At 71.1% G+C, this 21,342-nt stretch carries 21 protein-coding genes and 4 pseudogenes; 21 read left to right on the forward strand and 4 right to left on the reverse strand.

Translation table 11 applies throughout. The features are described 5' to 3' along the window. Positions 1-33 precede the first annotated feature (33 nt). Positions 34-636, reverse strand: coding sequence for a hypothetical protein (locus tag AC38ZX_RS05595; protein ID WP_491296634.1), 603 nt, complete (start codon positions 634-636; stop codon positions 34-36). A 22-nt stretch (positions 637-658) separates the two neighbouring features. On the opposite strand from AC38ZX_RS05595, the gene AC38ZX_RS05600 reads away from it, so the two are divergent. The 21 genes and pseudogenes from AC38ZX_RS05600 (at position 659) to AC38ZX_RS05700 (ending at position 17,608) form a co-directional block, all read left to right on the forward strand. Then, on the forward strand, positions 659-985 hold the full coding sequence (locus tag AC38ZX_RS05600; RefSeq protein WP_491296635.1) for a tyrosine-type recombinase/integrase: 327 nt from the start codon (positions 659-661) through the stop codon (positions 983-985). Positions 986-1,020: 35 nt separating this feature from the next. Next, positions 1,021-2,001 (forward strand): annotated as a pseudogene (locus tag AC38ZX_RS05605) (TadA family conjugal transfer-associated ATPase); the annotation flags it as partial. After that, on the forward strand, positions 2,001-2,864 hold the full coding sequence (locus AC38ZX_RS05610; protein WP_491296636.1) for a type II secretion system F family protein: 864 nt from the start codon (positions 2,001-2,003) through the stop codon (positions 2,862-2,864). The pseudogene AC38ZX_RS05605 and the gene AC38ZX_RS05610, both read left to right, overlap by 1 nt. Next, positions 2,861-3,791, forward strand: a pseudogene (locus tag AC38ZX_RS05615) (type II secretion system F family protein). Before AC38ZX_RS05610 ends, AC38ZX_RS05615 begins: the two are co-directional and overlap by 4 nt. Before the next feature lie 69 nt (positions 3,792-3,860). Then, complete coding sequence (locus tag AC38ZX_RS05620; protein ID WP_491297569.1) at positions 3,861-4,070, forward strand: hypothetical protein; 210 nt, start codon at positions 3,861-3,863, stop codon at positions 4,068-4,070. A gap of 2 nt (positions 4,071-4,072) precedes the next feature. Next, positions 4,073-4,453, forward strand: a complete 381-nt coding sequence (locus AC38ZX_RS05625) for a TadE/TadG family type IV pilus assembly protein (protein ID WP_491296637.1) — start codon at positions 4,073-4,075, stop codon at positions 4,451-4,453. Then, the gene (locus tag AC38ZX_RS05630; protein WP_426594889.1) at positions 4,450-4,896 is read left to right on the forward strand and encodes a pilus assembly protein; all 447 of its coding nucleotides are present in this window, start codon (positions 4,450-4,452) and stop codon (positions 4,894-4,896) included. The genes AC38ZX_RS05625 and AC38ZX_RS05630 overlap by 4 nt, the downstream gene beginning before the upstream one ends. Beyond that, a complete protein-coding gene (locus AC38ZX_RS05635; protein ID WP_491296638.1) occupies positions 4,893-5,339 on the forward strand; it encodes a pilus assembly protein TadG-related protein in 447 nt (148 codons plus the stop codon). Before AC38ZX_RS05630 ends, AC38ZX_RS05635 begins: the two co-directional genes overlap by 4 nt. Before the next feature lie 23 nt (positions 5,340-5,362). Then, a protein-coding gene (gene prfB / locus AC38ZX_RS05640) for a peptide chain release factor 2 (RefSeq protein ID WP_426594891.1) occupies positions 5,363-6,479 on the forward strand; the annotation gives its coding sequence in 2 pieces (ribosomal slippage) (positions 5,363-6,286 and positions 6,288-6,479; 1,116 coding nt in all). A gap of 261 nt (positions 6,480-6,740) precedes the next feature. Beyond that, positions 6,741-7,832 (forward strand): sugar ABC transporter substrate-binding protein, encoded by a 1,092-nt coding sequence (locus AC38ZX_RS05645; RefSeq protein WP_491296639.1) that lies wholly within the window; start codon positions 6,741-6,743, stop codon positions 7,830-7,832. Positions 7,833-7,993: 161 nt separating this feature from the next. Further along, positions 7,994-8,257, forward strand: a pseudogene (locus AC38ZX_RS05650) (ATP-binding cassette domain-containing protein); the annotation flags it as partial. 119 nt (positions 8,258-8,376) lie between these two features. Then, positions 8,377-8,829 (forward strand): ATP-binding cassette domain-containing protein, encoded by a 453-nt coding sequence (locus AC38ZX_RS05655; protein WP_491296640.1) that lies wholly within the window; start codon positions 8,377-8,379, stop codon positions 8,827-8,829. Then, positions 8,826-10,112 (forward strand): sugar ABC transporter permease, encoded by a 1,287-nt coding sequence (locus AC38ZX_RS05660; RefSeq protein WP_491296641.1) that lies wholly within the window; start codon positions 8,826-8,828, stop codon positions 10,110-10,112. The genes AC38ZX_RS05655 and AC38ZX_RS05660 overlap by 4 nt, the downstream gene beginning before the upstream one ends. Before the next feature lie 224 nt (positions 10,113-10,336). After that, complete coding sequence (locus tag AC38ZX_RS05665; protein WP_491296643.1) at positions 10,337-11,530, forward strand: ROK family protein; 1,194 nt, start codon at positions 10,337-10,339, stop codon at positions 11,528-11,530. A 37-nt stretch (positions 11,531-11,567) separates the two neighbouring features. Next, positions 11,568-12,257: a cell division ATP-binding protein FtsE gene (ftsE, locus tag AC38ZX_RS05670; RefSeq protein WP_426595883.1), complete on the forward strand. Its 690-nt coding sequence runs from the start codon at positions 11,568-11,570 to the stop codon at positions 12,255-12,257. Further along, the gene (gene ftsX / locus AC38ZX_RS05675) at positions 12,257-13,171 is read left to right on the forward strand and encodes a permease-like cell division protein FtsX (RefSeq protein ID WP_491296644.1); all 915 of its coding nucleotides are present in this window, start codon (positions 12,257-12,259) and stop codon (positions 13,169-13,171) included. Before ftsE ends, ftsX begins: the two co-directional genes overlap by 1 nt. 437 nt (positions 13,172-13,608) lie before the next feature. Continuing rightward, on the forward strand, positions 13,609-14,478 hold the full coding sequence (locus AC38ZX_RS05680; RefSeq protein ID WP_491296645.1) for a peptidoglycan DD-metalloendopeptidase family protein: 870 nt from the start codon (positions 13,609-13,611) through the stop codon (positions 14,476-14,478). Between the two features lie 18 nt (positions 14,479-14,496). Then, positions 14,497-15,210 (forward strand): phosphatase PAP2 family protein, encoded by a 714-nt coding sequence (locus AC38ZX_RS05685; protein WP_426594898.1) that lies wholly within the window; start codon positions 14,497-14,499, stop codon positions 15,208-15,210. Positions 15,211-15,266: 56 nt separating this feature from the next. Beyond that, positions 15,267-15,738, forward strand: a pseudogene (smpB, locus tag AC38ZX_RS05690) (SsrA-binding protein SmpB). Further along, positions 15,735-16,037 (forward strand): DUF2207 domain-containing protein, encoded by a 303-nt coding sequence (locus tag AC38ZX_RS05695; protein ID WP_491296647.1) that lies wholly within the window; start codon positions 15,735-15,737, stop codon positions 16,035-16,037. Before smpB ends, AC38ZX_RS05695 begins: the two are co-directional and overlap by 4 nt. Positions 16,038-16,126: 89 nt before the next feature. Further along, the gene (locus AC38ZX_RS05700; protein ID WP_491296648.1) at positions 16,127-17,608 is read left to right on the forward strand and encodes a DUF2207 domain-containing protein; all 1,482 of its coding nucleotides are present in this window, start codon (positions 16,127-16,129) and stop codon (positions 17,606-17,608) included. A gap of 8 nt (positions 17,609-17,616) precedes the next feature. On the opposite strand, the gene AC38ZX_RS05705 is transcribed toward AC38ZX_RS05700, so the two are convergent. From AC38ZX_RS05705 to AC38ZX_RS05715, 3 genes are read right to left on the reverse strand one after another with little or no spacing between them, the layout of a single operon-like run. Continuing rightward, the gene (locus tag AC38ZX_RS05705) at positions 17,617-18,675 is read right to left on the reverse strand and encodes a glycosyltransferase family 2 protein (protein WP_491296649.1); all 1,059 of its coding nucleotides are present in this window, start codon (positions 18,673-18,675) and stop codon (positions 17,617-17,619) included. Continuing rightward, entirely contained in the window at positions 18,662-20,890 is a 2,229-nt protein-coding gene (locus tag AC38ZX_RS05710; protein WP_491296650.1) for a methyltransferase domain-containing protein, read from the reverse strand. The genes AC38ZX_RS05705 and AC38ZX_RS05710 overlap by 14 nt, the downstream gene beginning before the upstream one ends. Next, positions 20,887-21,291: a hypothetical protein gene (locus AC38ZX_RS05715; RefSeq protein WP_491296651.1), complete on the reverse strand. Its 405-nt coding sequence runs from the start codon at positions 21,289-21,291 to the stop codon at positions 20,887-20,889. The genes AC38ZX_RS05710 and AC38ZX_RS05715 overlap by 4 nt, the downstream gene beginning before the upstream one ends. Between the last annotated feature and the right edge of the window lie 51 nt (positions 21,292-21,342).

Genomic DNA, 21,342 nt, shown 5'->3' on the forward strand with positions numbered 1-21,342 from the left:
CGATGAAGTCACGGCAGCGGTCGTGACGGGCGCCTACGTCGATCCCCGCGCGGGCCGCGTGACGTTCGACGCGTACATGCGCGACTGGGCGAAGCGACAGGTCTGGGAAGACACGACGGTTCGCGCAATGGACCTGCTTCGGCGGTCGGTCCCGTTCGGATCGCTTCCCGTGGCGTCGCTCCGGACTTCCCACATCGAGTCCTGGGTCAAGTCGATGGTGAGCGCCGGCCTCGCGCCTTTGACGGTGTCGACACGGGTGAGCGGCGTCCGCTCGGTCATGCGTGCCGCGATCAGGGAGCGCGTGATCGCAGCTGACCCAACGCTCGGGACGAGCTGCCCAGGCAGCGCAGTGCCGAACATGCGATGCAGATCCCGACGCCCGCCGAGATCGGCGCGATCCTGAGCGCGGCCGACCCCTACCAGCGGCCCATGTGGGCCCTCGGTGCCTTCGCTGGGCTCCGGTTGGGCGAGCTGTCGGCGGTCAGGCTCAGCGATATCGACTTCCTTCGTCGACGCCTGCACGTCGCCAGACAGGTGCAGCGCTGCCCTGGTGGGCTCGAGATCCGCCCGCCGAAGTACGGCAGCGAGCGTGACGTGTTCCTCCCTGACGGGCTTGTCGAGCTCCTCGCTGCCCACGCGGCGGCCCACCGGCTCACGGGTGACGACTGGCTCGTCGAGTCCGTGTCTGGGGGGCCAGCCGCGCCATCGACCGCGAACGGCTGGTGGGTCAGTACCGCTCGCGCGGCAGGCGTGCCGATCAAGCTTCCACTCGCTGCGGCACTACTACGCGAGCGGCTTGATCGCGACGGGCTGTGATGTCGTCACGGTCCAGCGCGCTCTCGGGCACTCCAAGGCGACGACGACGCTGTCGACGTACTCGCACCTGTGGCCGACCGCGGAGGACCGCACGCGCGCCGCGGCGAGCGCGATGTTCGATGAGGCTTTCGGATCTCCTGCGGACTACCCGCGGACCGGCGAGGCGTAGCAAGCCTCTGACCTGTGAAGGGATGGTGATCGGGAGAGTTCTGGATCAACGCCCCGACGCAGGTGTTCGTCGCGCGGCGCGGTGAGCCCGAGCTGACCACGACGATCCTCACGGACGGTCAGGTACGTGACCTGGTCGAGCAGATGCTCAAGGTCTCCGGACGACGGCTCGACCTGAGCAGCCCCTTCGTGGACGCGTCCCTGCCGGGCGGGGAGCGTCTGCACGCGGTCATCCCGGACGTCACGCGGCGGCACTGGTCGGTGAACATCCGTAAGTACGTGGTGCGGGCGACCCACCTGGACGACCTCGTGGCCCTGGGCTCGATCACGCCGCACGCGTCCGCGTTCCTGCACGCGGCGGTCCGAGCCGGGCTGAACGTGCTGGTCTCGGGTGCAACCCAGTCGGGCAAGACGACGATGCTCAACGCACTGGCCGGCGCGATCCCGACCCGCGAGCGCGTCATCACGTGCGAGGAGGTCTTCGAGCTGCGGCTCGTCGCCCGCGACTGGGTGGCCATGCAGTGTCGACAACCCAGCCTCGAGGGCACCGGGGAGATCCCGCTGCGGCGCCTGGTCAAGGAGGCGCTGCGGATGCGGCCCAGCCGGCTGCTCGTCGGCGAGGTGCGCGAGGCCGAGGCGCTCGACCTGCTCATCGCCCTCAACGCCGGCGTGCCGGCCATGTGCACCATCCACGCGAACTCGGCACGCGAGGCGTTGACCAAGCTCTGCACGCTGCCGCTGCTGGCCGGCGAGAACATCTCGGACCGGTTCGTCGTGCCGACGGTCGCCTCCGCTGTCGACCTCGTCGTGCACCTCGACGTCGACGGTTCCGGTCGGCGGGTGGTGCGCGAGATCGTCGCGGTGCCCGGGCGCGTGGAGCAGGGGATCGTCGAGACGGCGGACATCTTCGTGTGGCGTGACGGGCAGCTCCATCGGGCCGACGGGTTCCCTCCGCACGCGGAGCGGTTCGGCCGCACGGGGACGGACCTCGCGGCGCTGCTGCGGGGACGCGGCTGATGGGCGTCGTCGTCGGGCTCCTGCTGGGCGCGGGCGTGGCCTGCGTCTGGTGGTCGTGCTGGGTCCGGCCCGCGGGCGGGCAGACCCGCACGCGGGACGGCTGGCACGCTCGGACGCAGGACATGCTCGTGCAGGCGGGGGTGACCGGCGCGACGCCGGGCGGCCTCGTGACCGCCTGCCTCGTCGTCGCGCTGCTCGTGCTCGTCGTCGCGCTGGCCTTCACACGCACGCCGGCTATCGCGCTGTGCTTCGCCGCGTTCGCTGCCGCGGGGCCGTGGGCGCTGGCGCGTGGCCGGGCGCGTCGTCGCCGGACCCGGTTGCGGCAGCTGTGGCCTGAGGTGGTGGACCACCTGGGCTCCGGCATCCGGGCCGGGCTCGCTCTGCCCGAGGCCGTCGCGCAGATCGGCGAGCGCGGACCCGTCGAGCTGCGTCCGGCGTTCTCCGCCTTCGGCGAGGACTACCGCGCGACCGGCAGGTTCGGCGACTGCCTGGACGCGTTGAAGGCTCGGCTCGCCGACCCCGTCGCGGACCGGATCATCGAGGCGCTGCGGCTGACGCGGGACGTCGGTGGCACCGACCTCGGCCGGCTGCTGCGAACCCTGGCCGGCTTCCTGCGCGAGGACATCCGGACGCGCGGCGAGCTCGAGGCGCGGCAGAGCTGGACCATCAACGCCGCCCGGCTCGCCGTCGCCGCCCCGTGGATCGTGCTCGCCCTGCTGTCCACCCGCCCCGAAGCGGCCGCCGCCTACGACACGCCGGCCGGTGTGGCGGTGCTGCTGGGCGGCGGGGTGTGCACCGTCGTCGCGTACCTCCTCATGCTCCGGATCGCCCGGCTGCCCGACGACCCCCGGGTGCTGCGGTGAGCCCGGCGCTGCAGGGCGCCTTCGTCGGGCTGCTCGGCGGTCTGGGCGTGACGCTGGTGGTCGCGAGGCTGCGGTCGCGGCGGGTCAGCCTGGACCAGCGGCTCGCGCCGTACCTGCGCCCGCAGCGGACGTCGTCGGGCCTGCTGCGCTCCCCGAGCGTTCGCGGTCCGTTCGCCACGATCGAACGGCTCGTCTCGCCGGTGATGTCCGACGCGATCCGGCTGGTGACCCGGCTCGGGTCGCCGACCGCGGCCTCCGTCGCCGCCTCGTGCGTGCCGGTCGGGCCGAGTCCGTCGAGCAGTTCCGGGCCGAGCAGGTGGTCTGGGGCGTGCTGTCGCTCGCGGCCGGTCTCGCGCTCGCGCTCGTGCTCGCGACGACGCGCGGCGGCAGCCCGGTGTTGCTGGCCCTGCTCGCCGGGGTGTGCGGGTTGGCGGGCGTGCTCGTGCGTGACTGGCTGCTCACGCGGGAGATCGCGGCCCGCGAGACCCGGATGATGGCCGAGCTCCCGACGGTCGCCGAGCTGCTCGCGCTCGCGGTGGTGGCCGGGGAGGGTGCGGTCGGAGCGCTGGAGCGCGTGGTGCGCACCACCCACGGGGAGCTGAGCCGGTAGCTGGCCCGGACCCTCGCGGACGCCCGAGCGGGCGTGCCGCTGACAGCCGCCCTCGACGGCCTCGCGGACCGCACGGGTCTGCCGGCGCTGGCCCGGTTCGCGGAAGGCGTCGCCGTCGCGGTCGAGCGGGGGACGCCGCTGGCCGACGTGCTGCGCGCCCAGGCGCAGGACGTGCGGGAGGAGGGCCGCCGCGAGTCATGGAGACGGGCGGGAAGAAGGAGGTCGCGATGATGGTGCCGGTGGTGTTCTTGATCCTGCCGATCACCGTCGTCTTCGCGGTCTTCCCGAGCATGGTGGTGCTGCGGGTCGGCCTGTGAGCCGCCCCGTCGACCTGCGCCCGGGGCTGTCCCGGCGGACCGAGATCACGATCGACGAGAGGAACACGGATGAGGACAATCGCAGGGGGCTTGCGGCACCGACTCATGGGCGGGCTGCTGCAGCGGGTGGGGGTCGACGGGCGCGATCGCGGAGACGTGCCCGGCTGGGTGCTGGTGACGCTGATGACGGCCGGCCTGGTCACCGCGCTGTGGCTGATCGCCGGTCCGGCGCTGGCCGGGGTGTTCCAGAGCGCGATCGACGGCGTGACCGGTCCCTGACGTTGCACTGGGGCTCCGACAACGGCTCCGCGATCGTCGACTTCACGCTGGTCGGCGCGCTGGTCACCGTGCTGTTCGTCGGCATCCTGCAGCTCACGCTGGTGCTGCACGTGCGCAACACGCTCATCGACTCCGCCTCCGAGGGCGCGCGGTACGGCGCCCAGGTGGGTCACGTGCCCGACGACGGTGCGGCCCGCACACGTGTGCTCATCGGGCAGTCGCTCGCGGGCTCGTACGCGCAGGACGTCACCGCGACGACAACGCGGATCGACGGGCTGGACGAGGTCGAGGTGGACGTCGTCGCACCCCTGCCCGTGCTCGGGCTGCTCGGGCCCGCCCGCACGCTGACGATCCGGGGCCACGCACTGGCGGAGACGCCGTGAGGCGCGGGCCCCTGGCCGACGACGACGGCAGCGCCATCGTCGAGTTCCTCGGCCTCGCCCTGGTGCTCATGGTGCCGCTCGTCTACCTGGTGCTGGTGCTCGGTCGCCTGGAGGCCGCCTCGTTCGCCGCCGAGGGCGCAGCACGCGAGGCCGCGCGCACCTACGTCGTCGCCGACACCGCGCAGGAGGGCTCCGCACGGGCTGCCGCCGCCGCGGGCATCGCGCTGCGTGACCAGGGTTTCGACGACGACCCGGTCGACGCGCTGACCCTGAGCTGCTCGTCGACGCCATGCCTGGCACCGGGCAGCGACGTCGCCGCGCGCATCGACCTGGTCGTGCCCCTGCCGTTCGTGCCGGCCTTCGTGCGACGCGTCGTCCCGCTCGAGGTGCCGGTGAGTGCGCAGCGGGTAGCGCCGGTCGACGCGTACCGGGTGCACGGATGAAGGCCCGACGCGACGACGGCCAGGTCATGCTCCTCACGCTCGGGTTCGTCGTGATCGCGTTGCTGCTGATCAGCGTCGTGGCGTCGGCCGCGCACGTGCACCTGGAGCGCAAGCGCCTGCTGGCGCTCGCGGACGTGCTCGCGCTCGAGGGGGCGGACGCCGTCGCCTCAGACCGTTACTACGCGCCCGGCGCGGACCGGCAGCCCGGCGTGCCTCTCACGGACGCGACCGTCCGCAGCGAGGTCGAGCAGTACCTGCGTGACAACCCGGACGCGACCGCGCAGTGGGACCAGTTCACGGTCCTGTCCGCGACGACCCCCGACGGCTCGTCTGCCTACGTCCACCTGGGCGCGGTCACCCACCCGGTCCTGCTCTCCTGGGTGCTGTCGCCGTGGCAGGACGGCATCGCCCTCGAGGCGGAGTCCTCGGCCCGCGCCTCCTGACCGCTCCGGTAGCCTGGACGGTTGTGGCCACCACCGACTTCAGCACCGCGATCCATGACTTGCGCACCACCCTGGGCACCATCCAGGCGGTGAGCGACCCGAAGGCGCTCGAGGCGAAGGTCGCGGTCCTCTCGGAGCAGGCGTCGGCGCCGGACCTGTGGGACGACCCGGACGCGGCGCAGAAGATCACGAGCGCGCTCTCGTCCACCCAGGCCGAGCTGGACCGCATGAGCAAGCTGAGCGGCCGGATCGACGACCTCGAGACGCTGGTCGAGATGGCGGCCGAGGAGAACGACGAGGACACGCTGGCCGAGGCCGAGGCCGACCTCCTGACGATCAGGAAGGACCTCGGCGAGCTCGAGGTCCGCACGCTGCTGTCGGGGGAGTACGACCAGCGCGAGGCCGTGGTGACCATCCGGTCCGGTGCGGGCGGGGTCGACGCGGCGGACTTCGCGGAGATGCTGCTGCGGATGTACCTGCGCTGGGCGGAGCGGCACGGCTACCCGACGACGGTGCTCGACACCTCGTACGCGGAGGAGGCCGGCCTGAAGTCGGCGACGTTCGAGGTCAAGGTGCCGTACGCCTTCGGCAACCTGTCGGTCGAGGCGGGCACGCACCGCCTGGTCCGCATCTCGCCGTTCGACAACCAGGGCCGTCGCCAGACGAGCTTCGCGGCCGTCGAGGTCATCCCGCTGATCGAGTCCAACGACTCGATCGACATCCCCGAGTCCGAGATCAAGGTCGACGTGTTCCGGTCGAGCGGCCCCGGCGGCCAGTCCGTCAACACGACCGACTCGGCCGTGCGGATGACGCACATCCCGACGGGCATCGTCGTGTCGATGCAGAACGAGAAGTCGCAGATCCAGAACCGCGCGGCCGCGCTGCGTGTCCTGCAGTCGCGGCTGCTGCTGGTCAAGAAGGCGGAGCAGGACGCCAAGAAGAAGGAGTCTCGCCGGCGACGTCAAGGCCAGCTGGGGTGACCAGATGCGCTCGTACGTCCTGCAGCCGTACCAGATGGTCAAGGACCTGCGCACCGAGCACGAGGTGGGTAACCCGGCCGCGGTGTTCGACGGCGACATCGACGACTTCATCGAGGCGGGCATACGCTGGCGCCGGTCGGCGGAGAAGGCCGGCGCCTGATCGGGTGACGTCGCGTTTGTTCTCGGCTCGCACAATTCACGCCATTGTCGGACAGAACGGCCCGTCCAGAGCGGCCGTCCAGGGCCGAAGGTCACGGTTTGACCACGAAAACCCTCCCTGACCTTGTCACTTGCGGCAGGTCGACCATATGTTGTGGCCCGCAACATAGTCCGAGCGCCCGTAAGCGCCGGGTGGAGACGAGCGCAGCGAGGCGTCGTCACGAGAGGGAGCACAATGCGACGGAGCATGGTTCTAGCGTCGGTGGCCATCGCGGCCTCCGGCCTTCTGCTGGCCGGTTGTGGCAGCAGCAACGACAACGGCAGCACTGGCACGTCGAGCAGTGCGGCAGCCGCCGCCAAGCCGAAGGTCGGCGTGATCCTGCCGGACACGAAGTCCTCGGCACGGTGGGAGACGAACGACGCGCCGCTGCTCAAGGCGGCCTTCGATGCGGCTGGTGTCGACTCCGACATCCAGAACGCCCAGGGTGACAAGACCCAGTTCCAGACGATCGCGGACGGCATGATCACCGAGGGCGTCGACGTCCTGATGATCGTCAACCTCGACTCGGGCTCGGGCTCGGCCGTCCTGGCCAAGGCCAAGGCCCAGGGCATCGCCACGATCGACTACGACCGCCTGACGTTGGGCGGCGGCGCGGACTTCTACGTGTCGTTCGACAACACCAAGGTCGGCCAGCTGCAGGGTGAGGGCCTCCAGAAGTGCCTGACGGACGCCGGCAAGACGACCGCGAACATCGCGTTCCTCAACGGTTCGCCGACGGACAACAACGCGACCCTGTTCAAGGCCGGTGCGGTTGCCGCGCTGCAGGCCAAGACGACGAGCGGTGACTACAAGGTCGTCGCCGACCAGGCCGTGCCCGACTGGGACAACCAGCAGGCCGGCACGATCTTCGAGCAGATGTACACGCAGACCGGCGGCAAGATCGACGGTGTGCTGGCTGCCAACGACGGTCTCGGCAACGCCGCGATCGCCATCCTGAAGAAGAACGGCGTGAACGGCACCATCCCGGTGACCGGTCAGGACGCGACCGACCAGGGCCTGCAGAACATCCTCGCGGGCGACCAGTGCATGACCGTCTACAAGGCCATCAAGAAGGAGGCTGACGCCGCATCGGCGCTGGCCATCGCCGCCGCCAAGGGCGCGGACACGTCCAGCCTGGCGACGGGCTCCGTGACCGACACCCAGACGAGCAAGAAGGTCGCCGCGGTCCTGCTGGACCCCGAGGCCATCTACTTCGCCAACGTCAAGGACGTCATCGCGGACGGCTTCACCACCAAGGACAAGGTCTGCACCGCGGCCCTTGCCGATGCCTGCACGAAGGCCGGCATCTCCTGAGCACGGCACCGGGGCGGCCGCGGCTGCGGCCGCCCCGGTGACAGGTGGGGTCGGTCCGCGGGAGCGACCGGCCCCGGCCTGGTGCTCGCGCACGGACGCTCCCGCACATGCACAGACCCGCGACCACGCGGGGTGAACCGAGTGACACGACGAGGTGGACGATGACCCAAGCAGCGAATATCGCACCCGACCTGGCTCCGCCACCGACGCTCGAGGTGCGCGGTGGTCGCAAGAACTTCGGCGCGGTGCACGCGCTGCGGGGCGTCGACCTGGTGGCGCGGGCCGGCGAGGTGACGGCGCTCGTCGGCGACAACGGCGCCGGCAAGTCGACCATGATCAAGTGCATCGCAGGGATCTTCCCGTTCGATGCCGGGGATGTCCTGTTCGAGGGCCAGGAGGCGCACATCTCGTCGCCGGCCGACTCGAGCGAGCTGGGCATCGAGGTCGTCTACCAGGACCTCGCCCTGTGCGACAACCTCGACATCGTCCACAACATGTTCCTCGGCCGCGAGCCAAGAAGGGCTTCCGCCTGGACGAGTCGGCCATGGAGACGCGCGCCGCCGAGGTGCTCGCCTCCCTGTCCGTGCGCACGGTGCGGTCCATCCGCCAGCACGTGGCCAGCCTCTCCGGCGGCCAGCGGCAGACCGTCGCCATCGCACGTGCCGTGCTGTGGAACTCCAAGCTCGTCATCCTCGACGAGCCGACGGCCGCCCTCGGCGTCGCGCAGACCGAGCAGGTGCTGCAGCTCGTCCGTCGGCTTGCCGACGCCGGTCTCGCGGTCGTGCTGGTCTCGCACAACATGAACGAGGTGCTCGAGGTCGCGGACTCCGTCAACGTCCTCTACCTGGGCCAGACGGCCGCGCAGGTCCGCGCGAAGGACACGACGCGCAGCGAGATCATCGAGCTCATCACCAGCGGCTCGGCCGCCCTCCCGCCGACTCCCGTGGCCGCGGCCTCGGCCCCCACCGACGCACCGAACGGGAGCACCCCCGCATGAGCACGCCCACCGTCGCCCGCAAGGACCGCGACAACGCACCCACGTCGCTGCTGGCCGGCTCGGTCGAGCAGCCGACGTTCGGCGAGGCCGTCAACAACTACGTCAGCAAGGTGCGCGGCGGCGACATGGGGTCGCTGCCGGCCATCCTGGCGCTCCTGGTGCTGCTCGCCATCTTCGTCATCCTGAGGCCGAACACCTTCCCGTCGGCGCTGAACATCGCCAACCTGTTCCAGCAGGGCGCGGTCGTCGCGACGATCGCCATGGGTCTGGTCTTCGTCCTCCTGCTGGGCGAGATCGACCTGTCGGCCGGGTTCACGTCCGGTTTGTGCGGCGCCATCCTGGCCACCGCCCTGACGAAGGGCGGGTGGCCCTGGTACGCGGCCGTCGTCGGGGCGCTCGTCGCCGGTCTGGTCGTCGGCCTGATCAACGGCGCGCTGGTCGCTCGAGTCGGCATCCCGTCGTTCATCGTGACCCTGGCGACGTTCTTGGCCCTCCAGGGTGCCGTGCTGCTCATCATCGGCAGCGGCGGCAACATCACGATCACCGACCCGGTGATCGTGGCGATCCAGAACAAGAACGTCCCGCCCGCTCTCGGCTGGGTCATCGGCATCCTGGCCGTCGTCGCCTACGGCCTCTCGAGCCTGCGGACCTGGCAGCTGCGTCGCCGGCGTGGCCTGCTCGCCGTGCCCGTCGGCATCATCGCCATCAAGATCGCGGCGATCGCCGTGCTCGTGCTCGGCATGATCGCGGTGCTCAACCAGGAGCGCAGCCTGCACCCGCTGCGCGCCTCCATCATCGGCGTGCCCATCGTGGTGCCCGTCATCGTGACGCTCGCGCTGTTGCTGGGCTTCGTGCTCACGCGCACCGCCTTCGGACGACACATCTACGCGGTCGGCGGCAACGCCGAGGCCACCCGTCGCGCGGGCATCAAGGTTGCCAGCGTGCGGATGGCGTGCTTCATGATCTGCTCCGTCCTGGCGGCCTTCGCGGGCATCTTCGCCGCGTCGCGCGCCACCTCGGTGGACCCGAACGCGGGCGGCTCGAACGTCCTGCTGTACGCGGTGGGGGCGGCCGTCATCGGCGGTACCTCGCTGTTCGGTGGCAAGGGCCGGATCATCGACGCCCTCATCGGCGCCGGGGTGATCGCGGTCATCGACAACGGGATGGCGCTGCTCGGCTACTCGTCGGGCATCAAGTACGTCGTGACGGGATCGGTGCTGGCCGCGGCCGCCGCGGTCGACGCGCTCTCCCGGCGACAAGCTCGATCGACGGGTCGCGGCTAGCTGTCCTGACCTCAGGGGGAGGATCTCGTGCGGCTCGGTGCTGGACCGCCCGTCCGTCGTGCGGACGCCGCGGCGCAGGACGACGTCCGGCGAGCCAACCTCTCCGCGGTGCTGCGGCTGCTGCACTTCCACGGACCGGCCACGCGGTCGGACCTGGTGGCCAGCACCGGTTTCAACCGTTCGACCGTCGGGTCGCTCACGTCCGAGTCGTCAAGCTCGGGCTCGTGCGTGAGCGACCCGGCGTCGTGCGCGGCAAGGGCCGACCGTCCAACGTGGTCGAGCCGGTCAGCACGAGCGCGCACGTGCTGGCGTTCGACGTCACCGCCTCCACCGTCGGTGCCGCCCGCGTGGGGCTCGGCGGCTATCTGCTGCAGGTGCGGCGACGGCTGCACAGCACGTCGTCCCACGACGTGCCCGGCGTGGTCGCCCTGATCGCCACGCTGGTCGCGGAGATGCAGGCGCGCGCACACCCCGGCTCGATCTGCCTGGGCATCGTCGTGTCGGTCCCCGGCAGCGTGCGCCAGCCCGACGGGCTCGTGCGGCGCTCGCCCCCGCTCGGCTGGCACGAGGTCCACCTCGCCGACCTGCTGCGCGAAGCGATCGGCGACGACTATCCGATCGCGGTGGGCAACGACGGCGACCTCGGCGTCGTGGCCGAGTACCTGCGGGGTGCCGCGCGCGGCGTGCAGGACGTCCTGTACGTGCGCGGCGAGCTGGGCGTCGGCGGCGGCGTCGTGGTCGACGGCGAGCTGCTCAAGGGCACCGGCGGCTATGCCGGTGAGGTGGGGCACCTCATGGTCAAGCCCGGCGGACGCGTCTGCTCCTGCGGCGCCCGGGGCTGCTGGGAGGCGGAGATCGGCGACGCCGCGATCATCCGTTCGGTCGGCCGCGACCCGCGCGAGTCCGACATCGAGGACGTCGTCAGCGACGTCGCGATCGGCAACCGGCGGGCGATCGCCGGTGTGCGCAAGACGGGGGAGTGGGTGGGACTCGGGCTGGCGAGCCTGGTCAACCTGTTCAACCCGAGCGTCGTGGTCCTGGGTGGGACCCTCGGTGCGCTGTACCCGACGTTGGAGCCGACGCTGATGCAGGCCTTCGCGCGGTCGCTCGGCCCCAACCGGGAGCAGGCTCGCGTGCTGCGGTCCGAGCTGGCGTCGGACGCGCAGCTGGTCGGCGGCGCCGAGGTGGCGTTCGCGGACGTCCTGGAGGACCCGGCCGGCACCCTCGACGCGCGGCGCGACCAGCTCGACCGCACGGTCAAGGAGCTCGGCGTGGTGCACCAGATCCACGCCCTCGGGCTGACCGACCGGACACTTGGGGCATTCCGCCCGCCCGTCGGGTTCTCACAGGCAACCGTCGGCGTGTCACCACCGACCAACGGCGATGTCGCTGCCTACCCTCGACGAGGCCAGTGCTAGACCCATGACCCGTCCCCGAACCCTGGCCGCGAGCACCGTGATCAGATTCGAGAACGTCACCAAGGTCTACGCGCGCGGCGCCCGGCCGGCGCTGGACCGCGTCTCCTTGGACGTCGAGCGCGGGGAGTTCGTCTTCCTCGTCGGCGCCTCCGGCTCCGGCAAGTCGACCTTCCTGCGGCTCGTGCTGCGCGAGGAGCGCGCGTCCGCGGGTCGGGTCTTCGTCGCCGGCAAGGAGCTGGGCACGCTGTCGTCGTGGAAGGTGCCGACGATGCGTCGCCAGATCGGCGCCGTGTTCCAGGACTTCCGGCTGCTGCCCAACAAGACGGTGTTCGAGAACGTGGCGTTCGCGCTGCAGGTCATCGGCAAGCCGCGGCACCACATCCTGACCACGGTGCCGGACACGCTCGAGATGGTCGGCCTGGCGGGCAAGGAGAAGCGTCGCCCGCACGAGCTGTCCGGTGGTGAGCAGCAGCGCGTGGCCATCGCACGGGCTTTCGTGAACCGGCCCAACATCCTGCTCTGCGACGAGCCGACGGGAAACCTCGACCCGACGACCAGCCTGGGGATCATGCGCCTGCTCGACCGCATCAACCGCACCGGCACCACCGTGGTGATGGCGACGCACGACGACGAGATCGTGGACCAGATGCGCAAGCGCGTGATCGAGCTGTCCACCGGTGAGCTTGTCCGCGACCAGTCCCGCGGCGTCTACGGGTCGGACCGCTGATGCGACTCCAGTTCATCCTCTCGGAGATCGGCCTCGGCCTCCGTCGCAACCTGTCCATGACCATCTCGGTCATCCTGGTGACGTTCGTGTCGCTCACCTTCGTCGGCTCGGCCGCTCTGCTGCAGATCCAGATCGGCAAGATGAAGGACGACTGGTACGACAAGGTCGAGGTCTCGGTCTTCCTGTGCCCGCGCGACTCGAGCGCCCCGACGTGTGCGAGCGGCGAGGTCAGCAACGACCAGCGCGCCGACATCGAGGCCGCGCTCGCGTCCCCGGAGATCAAGCCGTACATCCAGCACATCTACACCGAGAGCAAGGACCAGGCGTTCAAGGCCTTCGAGAAGCAGTTCAAGGACCAGTCCTGGACGGCCTCCGTGACGGCGGCCGACATGAACTCCTCGTTCCGCATCAAGCTCACCGACCCGCAGAAGTACCAGCTCGTCTCGGACGTGGCGTCGGGTCGGGCGGGCGTCGAGGACGTCCAGGACCAGCAGAGGCTGTTCGACAAGCTCTTCTCGGTGCTCAACCACGCCACCCTGCTGGCCGGTGGTCTGGCCGCGGTGATGCTGCTGGCGGCGGTGCTGCTCATCACGACGACGATCCGGCTGTCGGCGCTCTCCAGGCGGCGCGAGACCGGGATCATGCGGCTCGTCGGCGCCTCGACCTTCTTCATCCAGCTGCCGTTCATGCTCGAGGGCGCGATCGCGGCAACCGTCGGCGCGCTGCTGGCAATCGGGGGGCTGTGGCTGGGCGTCCAGTACCTGGTGAGCGACTGGCTCGCGGGCTCCGTCAGCTGGATCCCGTACGTGGACCCGGCCGACGTGCTCACCGTCGCACCGATCCTGATCGTCATCGCGATCGTGCTGGCGACGATCTCGTCGCTGGTGACCCTGTCCCGCTACACCAAGGTGTGACATGAGGATGAAGCGGATCTCGATCCTTGCCGTGCTGACTCTCCTGGTCAGCGCGGCGTTCGTCGGCCCCGCCTCGGCGGACAGCATCGACGACCGGCGCAAGGCCGCCGAGGCCCACAAGGCCGCCGTCGCCAAGGCCCAGGACGACCTCGACGCCGCGATGGAGGGCGTCGACGCAGGCCTGCAGGCACTCGCCGTGCAGCTGGCCGACACCCAGAGCAAGATCCCGGCCGCGCAGGCAGCGCTCGACGCCGCAAAGGCTGCCCTGGAGAAGGCGCAGCGCGAGGCGGCGATCATCGCCGCGCGGCTGGCGGACGCCACGGACCAGCAGACGACGATCACCGCGGACATCGCGCAGGACGCGGCCAAGGTCGCCTCGATGCAAGCCGAGATCGGGCAGATGGCCCGCGAGGCGTACAAGGGCGGCGGCAAGCTCGGTGTCCGGCTTCGACGTGATCCTCGACTCCCAGAGCACCAGCGACTTCGTCCAGCGGTACGGCCTGCTCTCCACGGCCTTGCGAACGCAGTCGCAGATCCTCGACGCCCTCAACACGAGCGACGCCGTGAACAAGAACGCCCAGGCGCGACTCACGGCCGTGCAGAACAAGATCGCCTCGCTCAAGGCCGACGCCGACCAGAAGGTGGTCGAGGCCGACGCCGCGAAGGCCAGTGCGGCAGCGGCCAAGAAGTCGCTCGACACCCTGATGGCCCAGCAGGTTTCCCAGCAGGCGTCGCTCGACGCGCAGAAGGCGTCGTTGCAGGCCCAGCTGGCCGCGGCAGACGCGGAGGCCGCACAGGTCCAGAACGAGCTGCAGGCGGCGATCGCGGCGCAGGCGGCCAGGGATGCGGCCGCGGGCGTCTCGCACGGCCCGGCGGGGCCCCTCGCGGGCGCGCTGTTCGCCAACCCGACCAGCGTCAGCCCGATCCACGTGACGTCGGAGTACGGGATGCGGATGCACCCGATCCTGCACTACGTGCGTCTGCACGCGGGGATCGACCTGCGCACCTACTGCAACACTCCGATCTACGCGGCGCGTGCCGGCACGGTCACGTGGACCAAGAACCGGTTCGGGTTCGGCAACCAGGTGATGGTGGACAGCGGGTACGTCAACGGCAACGCGTTGTCCGAGAGCTACAACCACCTCACCAGCTGGTCGGTCAGTGCCGGGCAGCACGTGGTGCAGGGTCAGCTCATCGCGCACTCGGGGAACACCGGGACGTCGGCCGCGTGCCACCTGCACTTCGAGGTCTACGTGAACGGCGCGACCGTGAACCCGCGACCGCTGCTCGGCCTGCCGCCCGTCTGAGACCGCTAGCGTGACCCCGTGGAGCGCGCGGGCCGTCGACGCACCGCCGTACTGGTCCTCGTCGAGGCGCTCGGGCTGCTGCTCGTGTTCGCGGTGTTCACCCGCCTGCACGCGGCCGCCGGTCAGGATGTGGCCTCGGCGACGGTGCACGCGCGCACGGTGCAGGCCGTCGAGCGCGCTCTGGGCCTGGACATCGAGCGGCCCGTCAACGCCTGGCTGTCGGGGCATCCCGCGCTGATCAGGCTCGCGGTGGTGGTCTACCGCACCTACTACCTCGCGGTGCTCGGCGTGCTGGTCTGGGTGGCCGTGCGGCATGCCGAGGTCTACCGCCCCGTCCGGCGGGCGCTCGTCGCCATGCTGGTCCTGATCCTGCCCGTCTACTGGGCGCTGCCCGTCTCGCCGCCCCGGTTCGCCCTGGCGGGCATCGTCGACATCGTCGCCGAGCACGACATCGGCGGGCGGCACGGCGGCGGCAACCTCTACTCGGCCATGCCCAGCCTGCACGTGGGTCTGTCCGCGTGGTGCGCGTACGCGGTCTGGCTGGCGCTGCACCGATCGCACCCGAGGCTCTCGCTGCTCGCGTGGCTGTTCCCGCTCCTCATGGCGTCGGTCGTGCTGACGACCGGGAACCACTACGTGCTCGACGTCGTCGGCGCGGCAGTGCTCCTGGGCGCGGCCGTCGGCGTCGCGACGCTGTGGGGTCGCCTCATTGCGCTCGCGTCGCCCAGGTAGGCTCGGGCGGCGGTACACCGGGTGCCGACGAGATCTGGGAACGAGGTTCGACCACCGTGGCCAAGGAGTCCGGGCGCAAGCTGATCGCCTCGAACCGCAAGGCACGCCACGACTACGTCATCGAGGACGTGTTCGAGGCCGGTCTGGTGCTCGCCGGCACCGAGGTCAAGGCCCTGCGCATGGGCCGGGCCTCGCTGGTCGACGGCTGGTGCGAGGTGACCAACCACGAGGCTCTGGCTCGAGGGCGTGCACATCCCCGAGTACAGCCAGGGCACCTGGACCAACCACGCACCGCGGCGCAAGCGCAAGCTCCTGCTGCACCGTGACGAGATCGACCGGCTGGAGTCCAAGACGCGCGAGAAGGGGCAGACGATCATCCCGCTGTCCCTGTACTTTCTCGATGGACGGGCCAAGGTGGAGATCGCCCTGGCGCGCGGCAAGCGCGAGTACGACAAGCGCCAGGCTCTGCGGGAGAGGCAGGACAACATGGAGGCGACGCGCGCCATGCGCGAGAAGCGCGACCTGTGAGGGCGCGTGCCGGCGGTGTCGTGCTGGCCCTCCTCCTCGGACTCGTCGCTCTCGCTCTGCCAGCATTCGCTCTACCGGCGATCGCGGCGCCCGACCAGACCAGCGGTCGGGAGATCACCCGGTACGACGTCACGGCGGCGGTCACGGCCGGCGGCGTCACGACCGTCGACCTCGACTTCGACTTCGACTTCGGCGACGACCCGGGCCACGGCCCGTACCTGACGTTCCCGACGCGGGTCTACTACGACGACCAGCACGACCGGTTGTTCACGTACTCGAACATCTCGGCGTCGAGCTGACCGGCGCACCGGCGCAGGTCAACCAGGAGACGTCCGACACCGCGCTGACCCTGCGCATCGGCGACCCGGACGTCGGCGACGTCTCCGGCGTGCAGACGTACCACGTGCAGTTCACCGTGGACGGCTGGCTGAACCCCGCGAACACGCAGCACTCCGGCGACGAGCTCTACTGGAACGTCATCGGCCCCGGCTGGGACGTCCCGATCGGCGGCGTCACGGTGGCGGTCACCGGCCCGGCCGCCGTGCAGGACGCCATCTGCTTCGCCGGCCCCAACGGCTCGACCATGCCGTGCACGTCGGTCGACCCGGCCGGCAACGGCGCCACGTTCACCCAGGACCTCCTGCCGGTCGGCGACGAGCTCACCACCGTCACGGGCTGGCCGGGCGGGACGTTCACCGGGGCGGAGCCGAACCTCGTCGCGAAGCCCGACCCGCTCGCGCCGGTGCAGCCCGTCTCGCCGCTGGGCATCGCCGCCCTGGTCGTCCTCGTCGTCGGCGTCTTCTACGCGGTCCGACGCGTCCGCCGGGCCGGCCGCGACCAGGCGTACCTCGGTCTGACACCCGGCCTGCGGCCCGCCGACGGGCAGCCCGGCAACACCGGGTACCGGGACAAGCGCGGTCCGGTGTCGGTGCAGTTCGAGCCGCCGAAGGGCATGGTGCCGGGCGAGGTGGGCACGCTCGTCGACGAGCAGGCGGACCCCGTCGACGTCACCGCGACCCTGGTGGACCTCGCCGTGCGGGGGTGGCTGCGCATCGAGGAGGTGCCGCGGTCCGACCCGAACAAGAAGGCCAAGGACTGGACCCTGATGCAGCTCAAGAACCGCGACGGCACGCTCCTGCCGTTCGAGGACACGCTGCTGACGGAGATCTTCTCCGGGCGTACCACAGTGAAGCTGTCGGACCTGCGGACCACGTTCGCCGCGTCGATGGCCAAGGTGCAGGACGGCCTCTACGACGACGTCACCGCGAAGGGCTGGTTCCGCGCCAACCCCAAGTCGGTGCGATCGACCTGGAAGGTCGCCGGCATCGCGCTCGTCGTCGTCGCCGGGATCCTCGGCTTCCTCGCCTTCAACGCGCTCTCCGACGTGCGCGGCAGCCTCCTGGTCCCGATCGCGATCGGGATCATCGGCCTCTCGGTGCTCGCGATGTCCAAGGCGGCGCCCGCTCGGACCGCCGACGGCACGGCCGCGCTCGCCGAGTCGCTCGGGTTCCGCCGGTACCTGGCGACCGCCGAGGCCAACCAGCTGAAGTTCGAGGAGGGCGAGGACATCTTCAGCCGGTACCTCCCCTACGCGATCATCTTCGGCCTGGCGGACCGCTGGGCGCGCGTGTTCAGCGAGCTCGCCGCCCAGGGACGCACGATGTCGCAGCCCACCTGGTACGTCGGGGGCTACTACCCGGGCGCCAACATCTACTGGGCATCCACGTTCGCCAGCTCGCTCGACCGCTTCTCCAGCATCGCCACCGAGTCCATCTCCGCCCCCACGCCCGGCTCGTCCGGCGGCTCAGGGTTCAGCGGCGGCGGTTTCTCCGGCGGCGGTGTCGGCGGCGGTGGGGGTGGCGGCTGGTAGTCCCCGCGTCAGGCCTGCAGCGACGGGTTGACGTCACGTCGCAGCGGCCCGGGCAGGTGCCGGTTGATGCGGAGCGCGGCCTGGGTCGCGCGTGGGTGGTCGAGGAGCATCAGCCCGCGGCGTCGGCGCATGGTCATGGGGCCGAACTCGGCGACACCCCGGACGGTCGTGGCGATCTCCCGAGCCAGGCCGTAGTCGCCGGTCTGCAGCGCAGCGGAGTAGTCGGCCAACGTGTTCTGGAACATCCGCGGGACCACGAGATCACGCACGTAGTAGCGGCGCATCCGAACGTCGTCGGGCACCTCGTCGGCCAGCTTGGCCAGGTAGCGCAACCGGCTCGCCCGGAACCGGGCGCCGGCCGACGAGCTGGAGGGGTGGACGCGGAACTTGGTGAGCGGCTCGCGGACGAAGGCGGAGCGCCAACCCGCGCGGAACAGCCGGACGAACAGGTCGTCGTCCTCGTAGCCGACGAGGTCTTCGTCGAACCCGCCGACCTGGTGGAAGGCGGACGCCCGGATCAGCGAGGCCGATGGCAGGACCATGAGGTCGGCCGCGAGCAGCTCGAGCAGGTTGCGGTGGGGGTGGGACAGGCCGGCCGTCTCGATGTACGAGTGGGTCACCGTCCGTCCGAGGTGGTCGATCTCGTCGAAGTCCGTGTAGGCCCAGCCCACGTCGGGTGAGCGCTTGTACGCACGGACCAGGCGCGCGAGGTGTCGCCGATGCCAGAGGTCGTCCTGGTCGAGGAATGCGAGCAGCTCCCCGCCGGCCAGGGCGGCCGCGGTGTTTCGGGCGGCGGACTGGCCGCCGTTCTCCCGGCGGACCACCCTGAGCGGGACCGGGGACTCGAACGCCTCCGCCACGGCGGCCGAGGCATCGCTCGATCCGTCGTCGACCACGATGATCTCGGTCGGCAGAAGCTCCTGTCCGACGATCGAGCGCAGGGCCGCCTCGACGTAGCCCGCGCCGTTGTACACCGGCACGATCGCGGTCACCGTCGGCGCGACGGACGACGCGCGGGCGGGTGCGAGGTCGATCGTCGTCTCGGCCGGCAGATCATCGTGTGCCACGGACGGGAGCACGCGGGCCGCCGGGGCAAGTCCGTCGAGCGGGTAGCGCCGTGCCAGCTCGGCACTGACCGCTGCGTCGAGCGGCCAGTCGACGGAGGCCGCGCTGTCGTCCACCTTGCGTGCGGCGATCCATGCGCCGGAGTGGCCGCCGAGGCTCGGCATGGTGATGGAGTCGGCGCGCCACGCGGCGCTCGGGACGACTGCTGCGGGGCCGAAGAAGCCCGAGTCGACGTGCTCGAATCCGGTGGTGGGGCCGAAGCTGACGCAGGCCCTCGTCGGACATCCGCCAGAAGTCGTTGGGCTCGGCGTGCGTGGGCCAGGTCCAGGGCACGACGTGCACGCTGAGCCCGCCCGTCTGGAGAACGCGGGAGATCTGGGCGGCAACCAGCCAGGGGGCCGCGACGTGCTCCAGCAGGCTGGCCGACACGACGGCCGCGAAGTGGTCGTGCGGGACCGCGTCGGCGAGCCGATGCACGTCGGCGACGACGTCCACGCCGAGGCCTGGATGGATGTCGACGGTCACGACCTCGCGCCCGCCCAGAGCGGCGAGCCGGGTGTCGAGCACCTCGGACGAGTCCGCCCGGAACCCCAGGGCCAGTACTGGTCCCGGGGGCGCGACCGCGACCATGCGGGCGATCACTTCGTCGGCCCGCTGCGGCTCGTCGGCGCGGAACGGCAGCGTGTGCCCGGGCAGCTCCAGCGGGACGACGTGGTCGCCCTGCCCCGTGTGGAGGTGGAGCGTGATCGGCGAGTGCGGGCTCGCCGGCACGTACGCGGCGAACCCGGCACTCGTCACGTCGGGCAGGTCGGGCCAGTGATTCAGGAGGTCGAGGCGAGGACGTGGGTCAGCCGCCACGGTGACGTCGCCCACCTGCACCGAGACACCCGACACCGGGACCGCGCCCGCGTGCGCCCAGCCCTCGAGGTAGACCCCGGAGGCGTCGCACCAGTAGACGTCGAGGGCGTGGTGGGCGACGCCCGCCGGATGAAGCGCGGGCGTCGGCTCGTCCACCGCGCCCTGGGCGACGGCGAGGGTGATGTGGTGACGCGCGGAGGCAGCCAGCGCGGCGGCGTGTGCGTCGTCGGCCGGCTGCTGCTCGGCGGCGAGGGCTGCGTGCGTGAACCAGCTGCGGGCGGCGACAGCATCGCCCGTGTTGAGGGACCGGATCCCGAGCGAGAAGAGCGCGTCCAGAGCCGCCGTGCGCGCGGCAGGGTCGCCGTGCACGAGCCGGGGCGCTGTCCGCGCGACGACGTCGGCCAGGTCTCCCGTCTCCTCGAGCGCGCCGCGAGCGACGATCTCGACGAGCACGCGGCACTGGAGCGCCGCGACCCGGTCCCGGCCGGCGAGCGTGCTCGTATCGACCAGGTCCCCGAGCGAGAGTGCGAGCGTCGACGCCTGTGCCGGTCGGACGCGAGCCAGTGCGATGGCGCGGTGGGCGCCTGCCTGGAACCGGAGGTCGATCGAGTCGAGGTCCAGGGGGGAGTGGTGTGCCGCCCACGCCTCGACGGCAGCTCCCGCCAGCTCGAAGTAGGTGGCAGCGCGTGCGGCGTCCTCCCGGTGCAGCAGGCACGTCATGCCGATCGCGAACGCCGCGCCCGCGAGGTGCGAGAGCGCGGGCGGGTCCGCGAGCAGAGCCTCCGGGTCGTCGAGGTCGATGTCGTGCCTGGCGCGAAACATCGACGTGACGAGCGGGATCGCGTCCTTCGCCTCCGCGAAGGCCCCGCGGCTGGTCAGCGCCCGCAGCCAACGCACCCCCATACCGCCGGCGAGCGCCGAGCCCGGGGCGGCCGACCTCGCGCGGGCGGCGTAGTAGTCCTCGAGGAATGCCGGCGTCGTACCGCGCTCCCAGGTGGGCGGGAGGGCTTCGGGGTCGTTGCTTGCCAGTGCCAGCAGCGTGCCACGTTGCCGGACCACGTCGACGAACGCGAAACCCGCACGGATCAGCAGGTCGTGCAGTCCCTGCCGGCTGGCCAGCACGGTGTGGTACCACGGGCTCAGCGCGGACAGCACCTCGGCCGCAGGCTCGTCGGGGCTGACGATCTCGGCCGCCGGCGTGGTGAGCAGCACGGTGCCCGTCGGGGTCAGCCGCCGTCGCAGCATCTCCGCGAACCGCTGTGGCTCCGGCACGTGCTCGATCACCTCGCTGGCGAGCACGAGGTCGAACGGCTGGTCGATCGGCGTCTCGTCCGTGAGGTACTCCTGCAGGATGGTCACGCCGAGTCCTCCTGCGACCCCCGAGCCGCGGCCATCGACGGCTCCACGCCGAGCACGTCCCAGCCGAACGCGAACCGCCCGAGGTCGAGCGAGAACCCGAAGTTGCACCCGACATCGAGGAATCGCTTGACGCGTCCCGGCGGGACGGCGACCAGCGTCGCCGCGATGACGCCCAGCCCGACCCCGCCCTCGAGGTAGGCGTCGACGGTCGCGTCGTTCGGCGACGAGTCACGGGCCTCGTCGACGAGGTCGATCGACCCGCAGGCCGGGCAACGGACGATCTCGATGGCGTCCTCACCGGGTGCGTTCACGAGACCCAGGAGGGCGGCGTCGGACGGCGTGCCGCAGACCTTGCACGAGAGGGGCCGCTGCCCGTCTCGCCAGGTGACCGTCGTCGACACATGACCCCCCGTGGATTTGCGTGCGCGCGACGAGCGTACCGGCGCGCGTCA

It is taken from the genome of Cellulomonas sp. McL0606 (assembly GCF_058248365.1).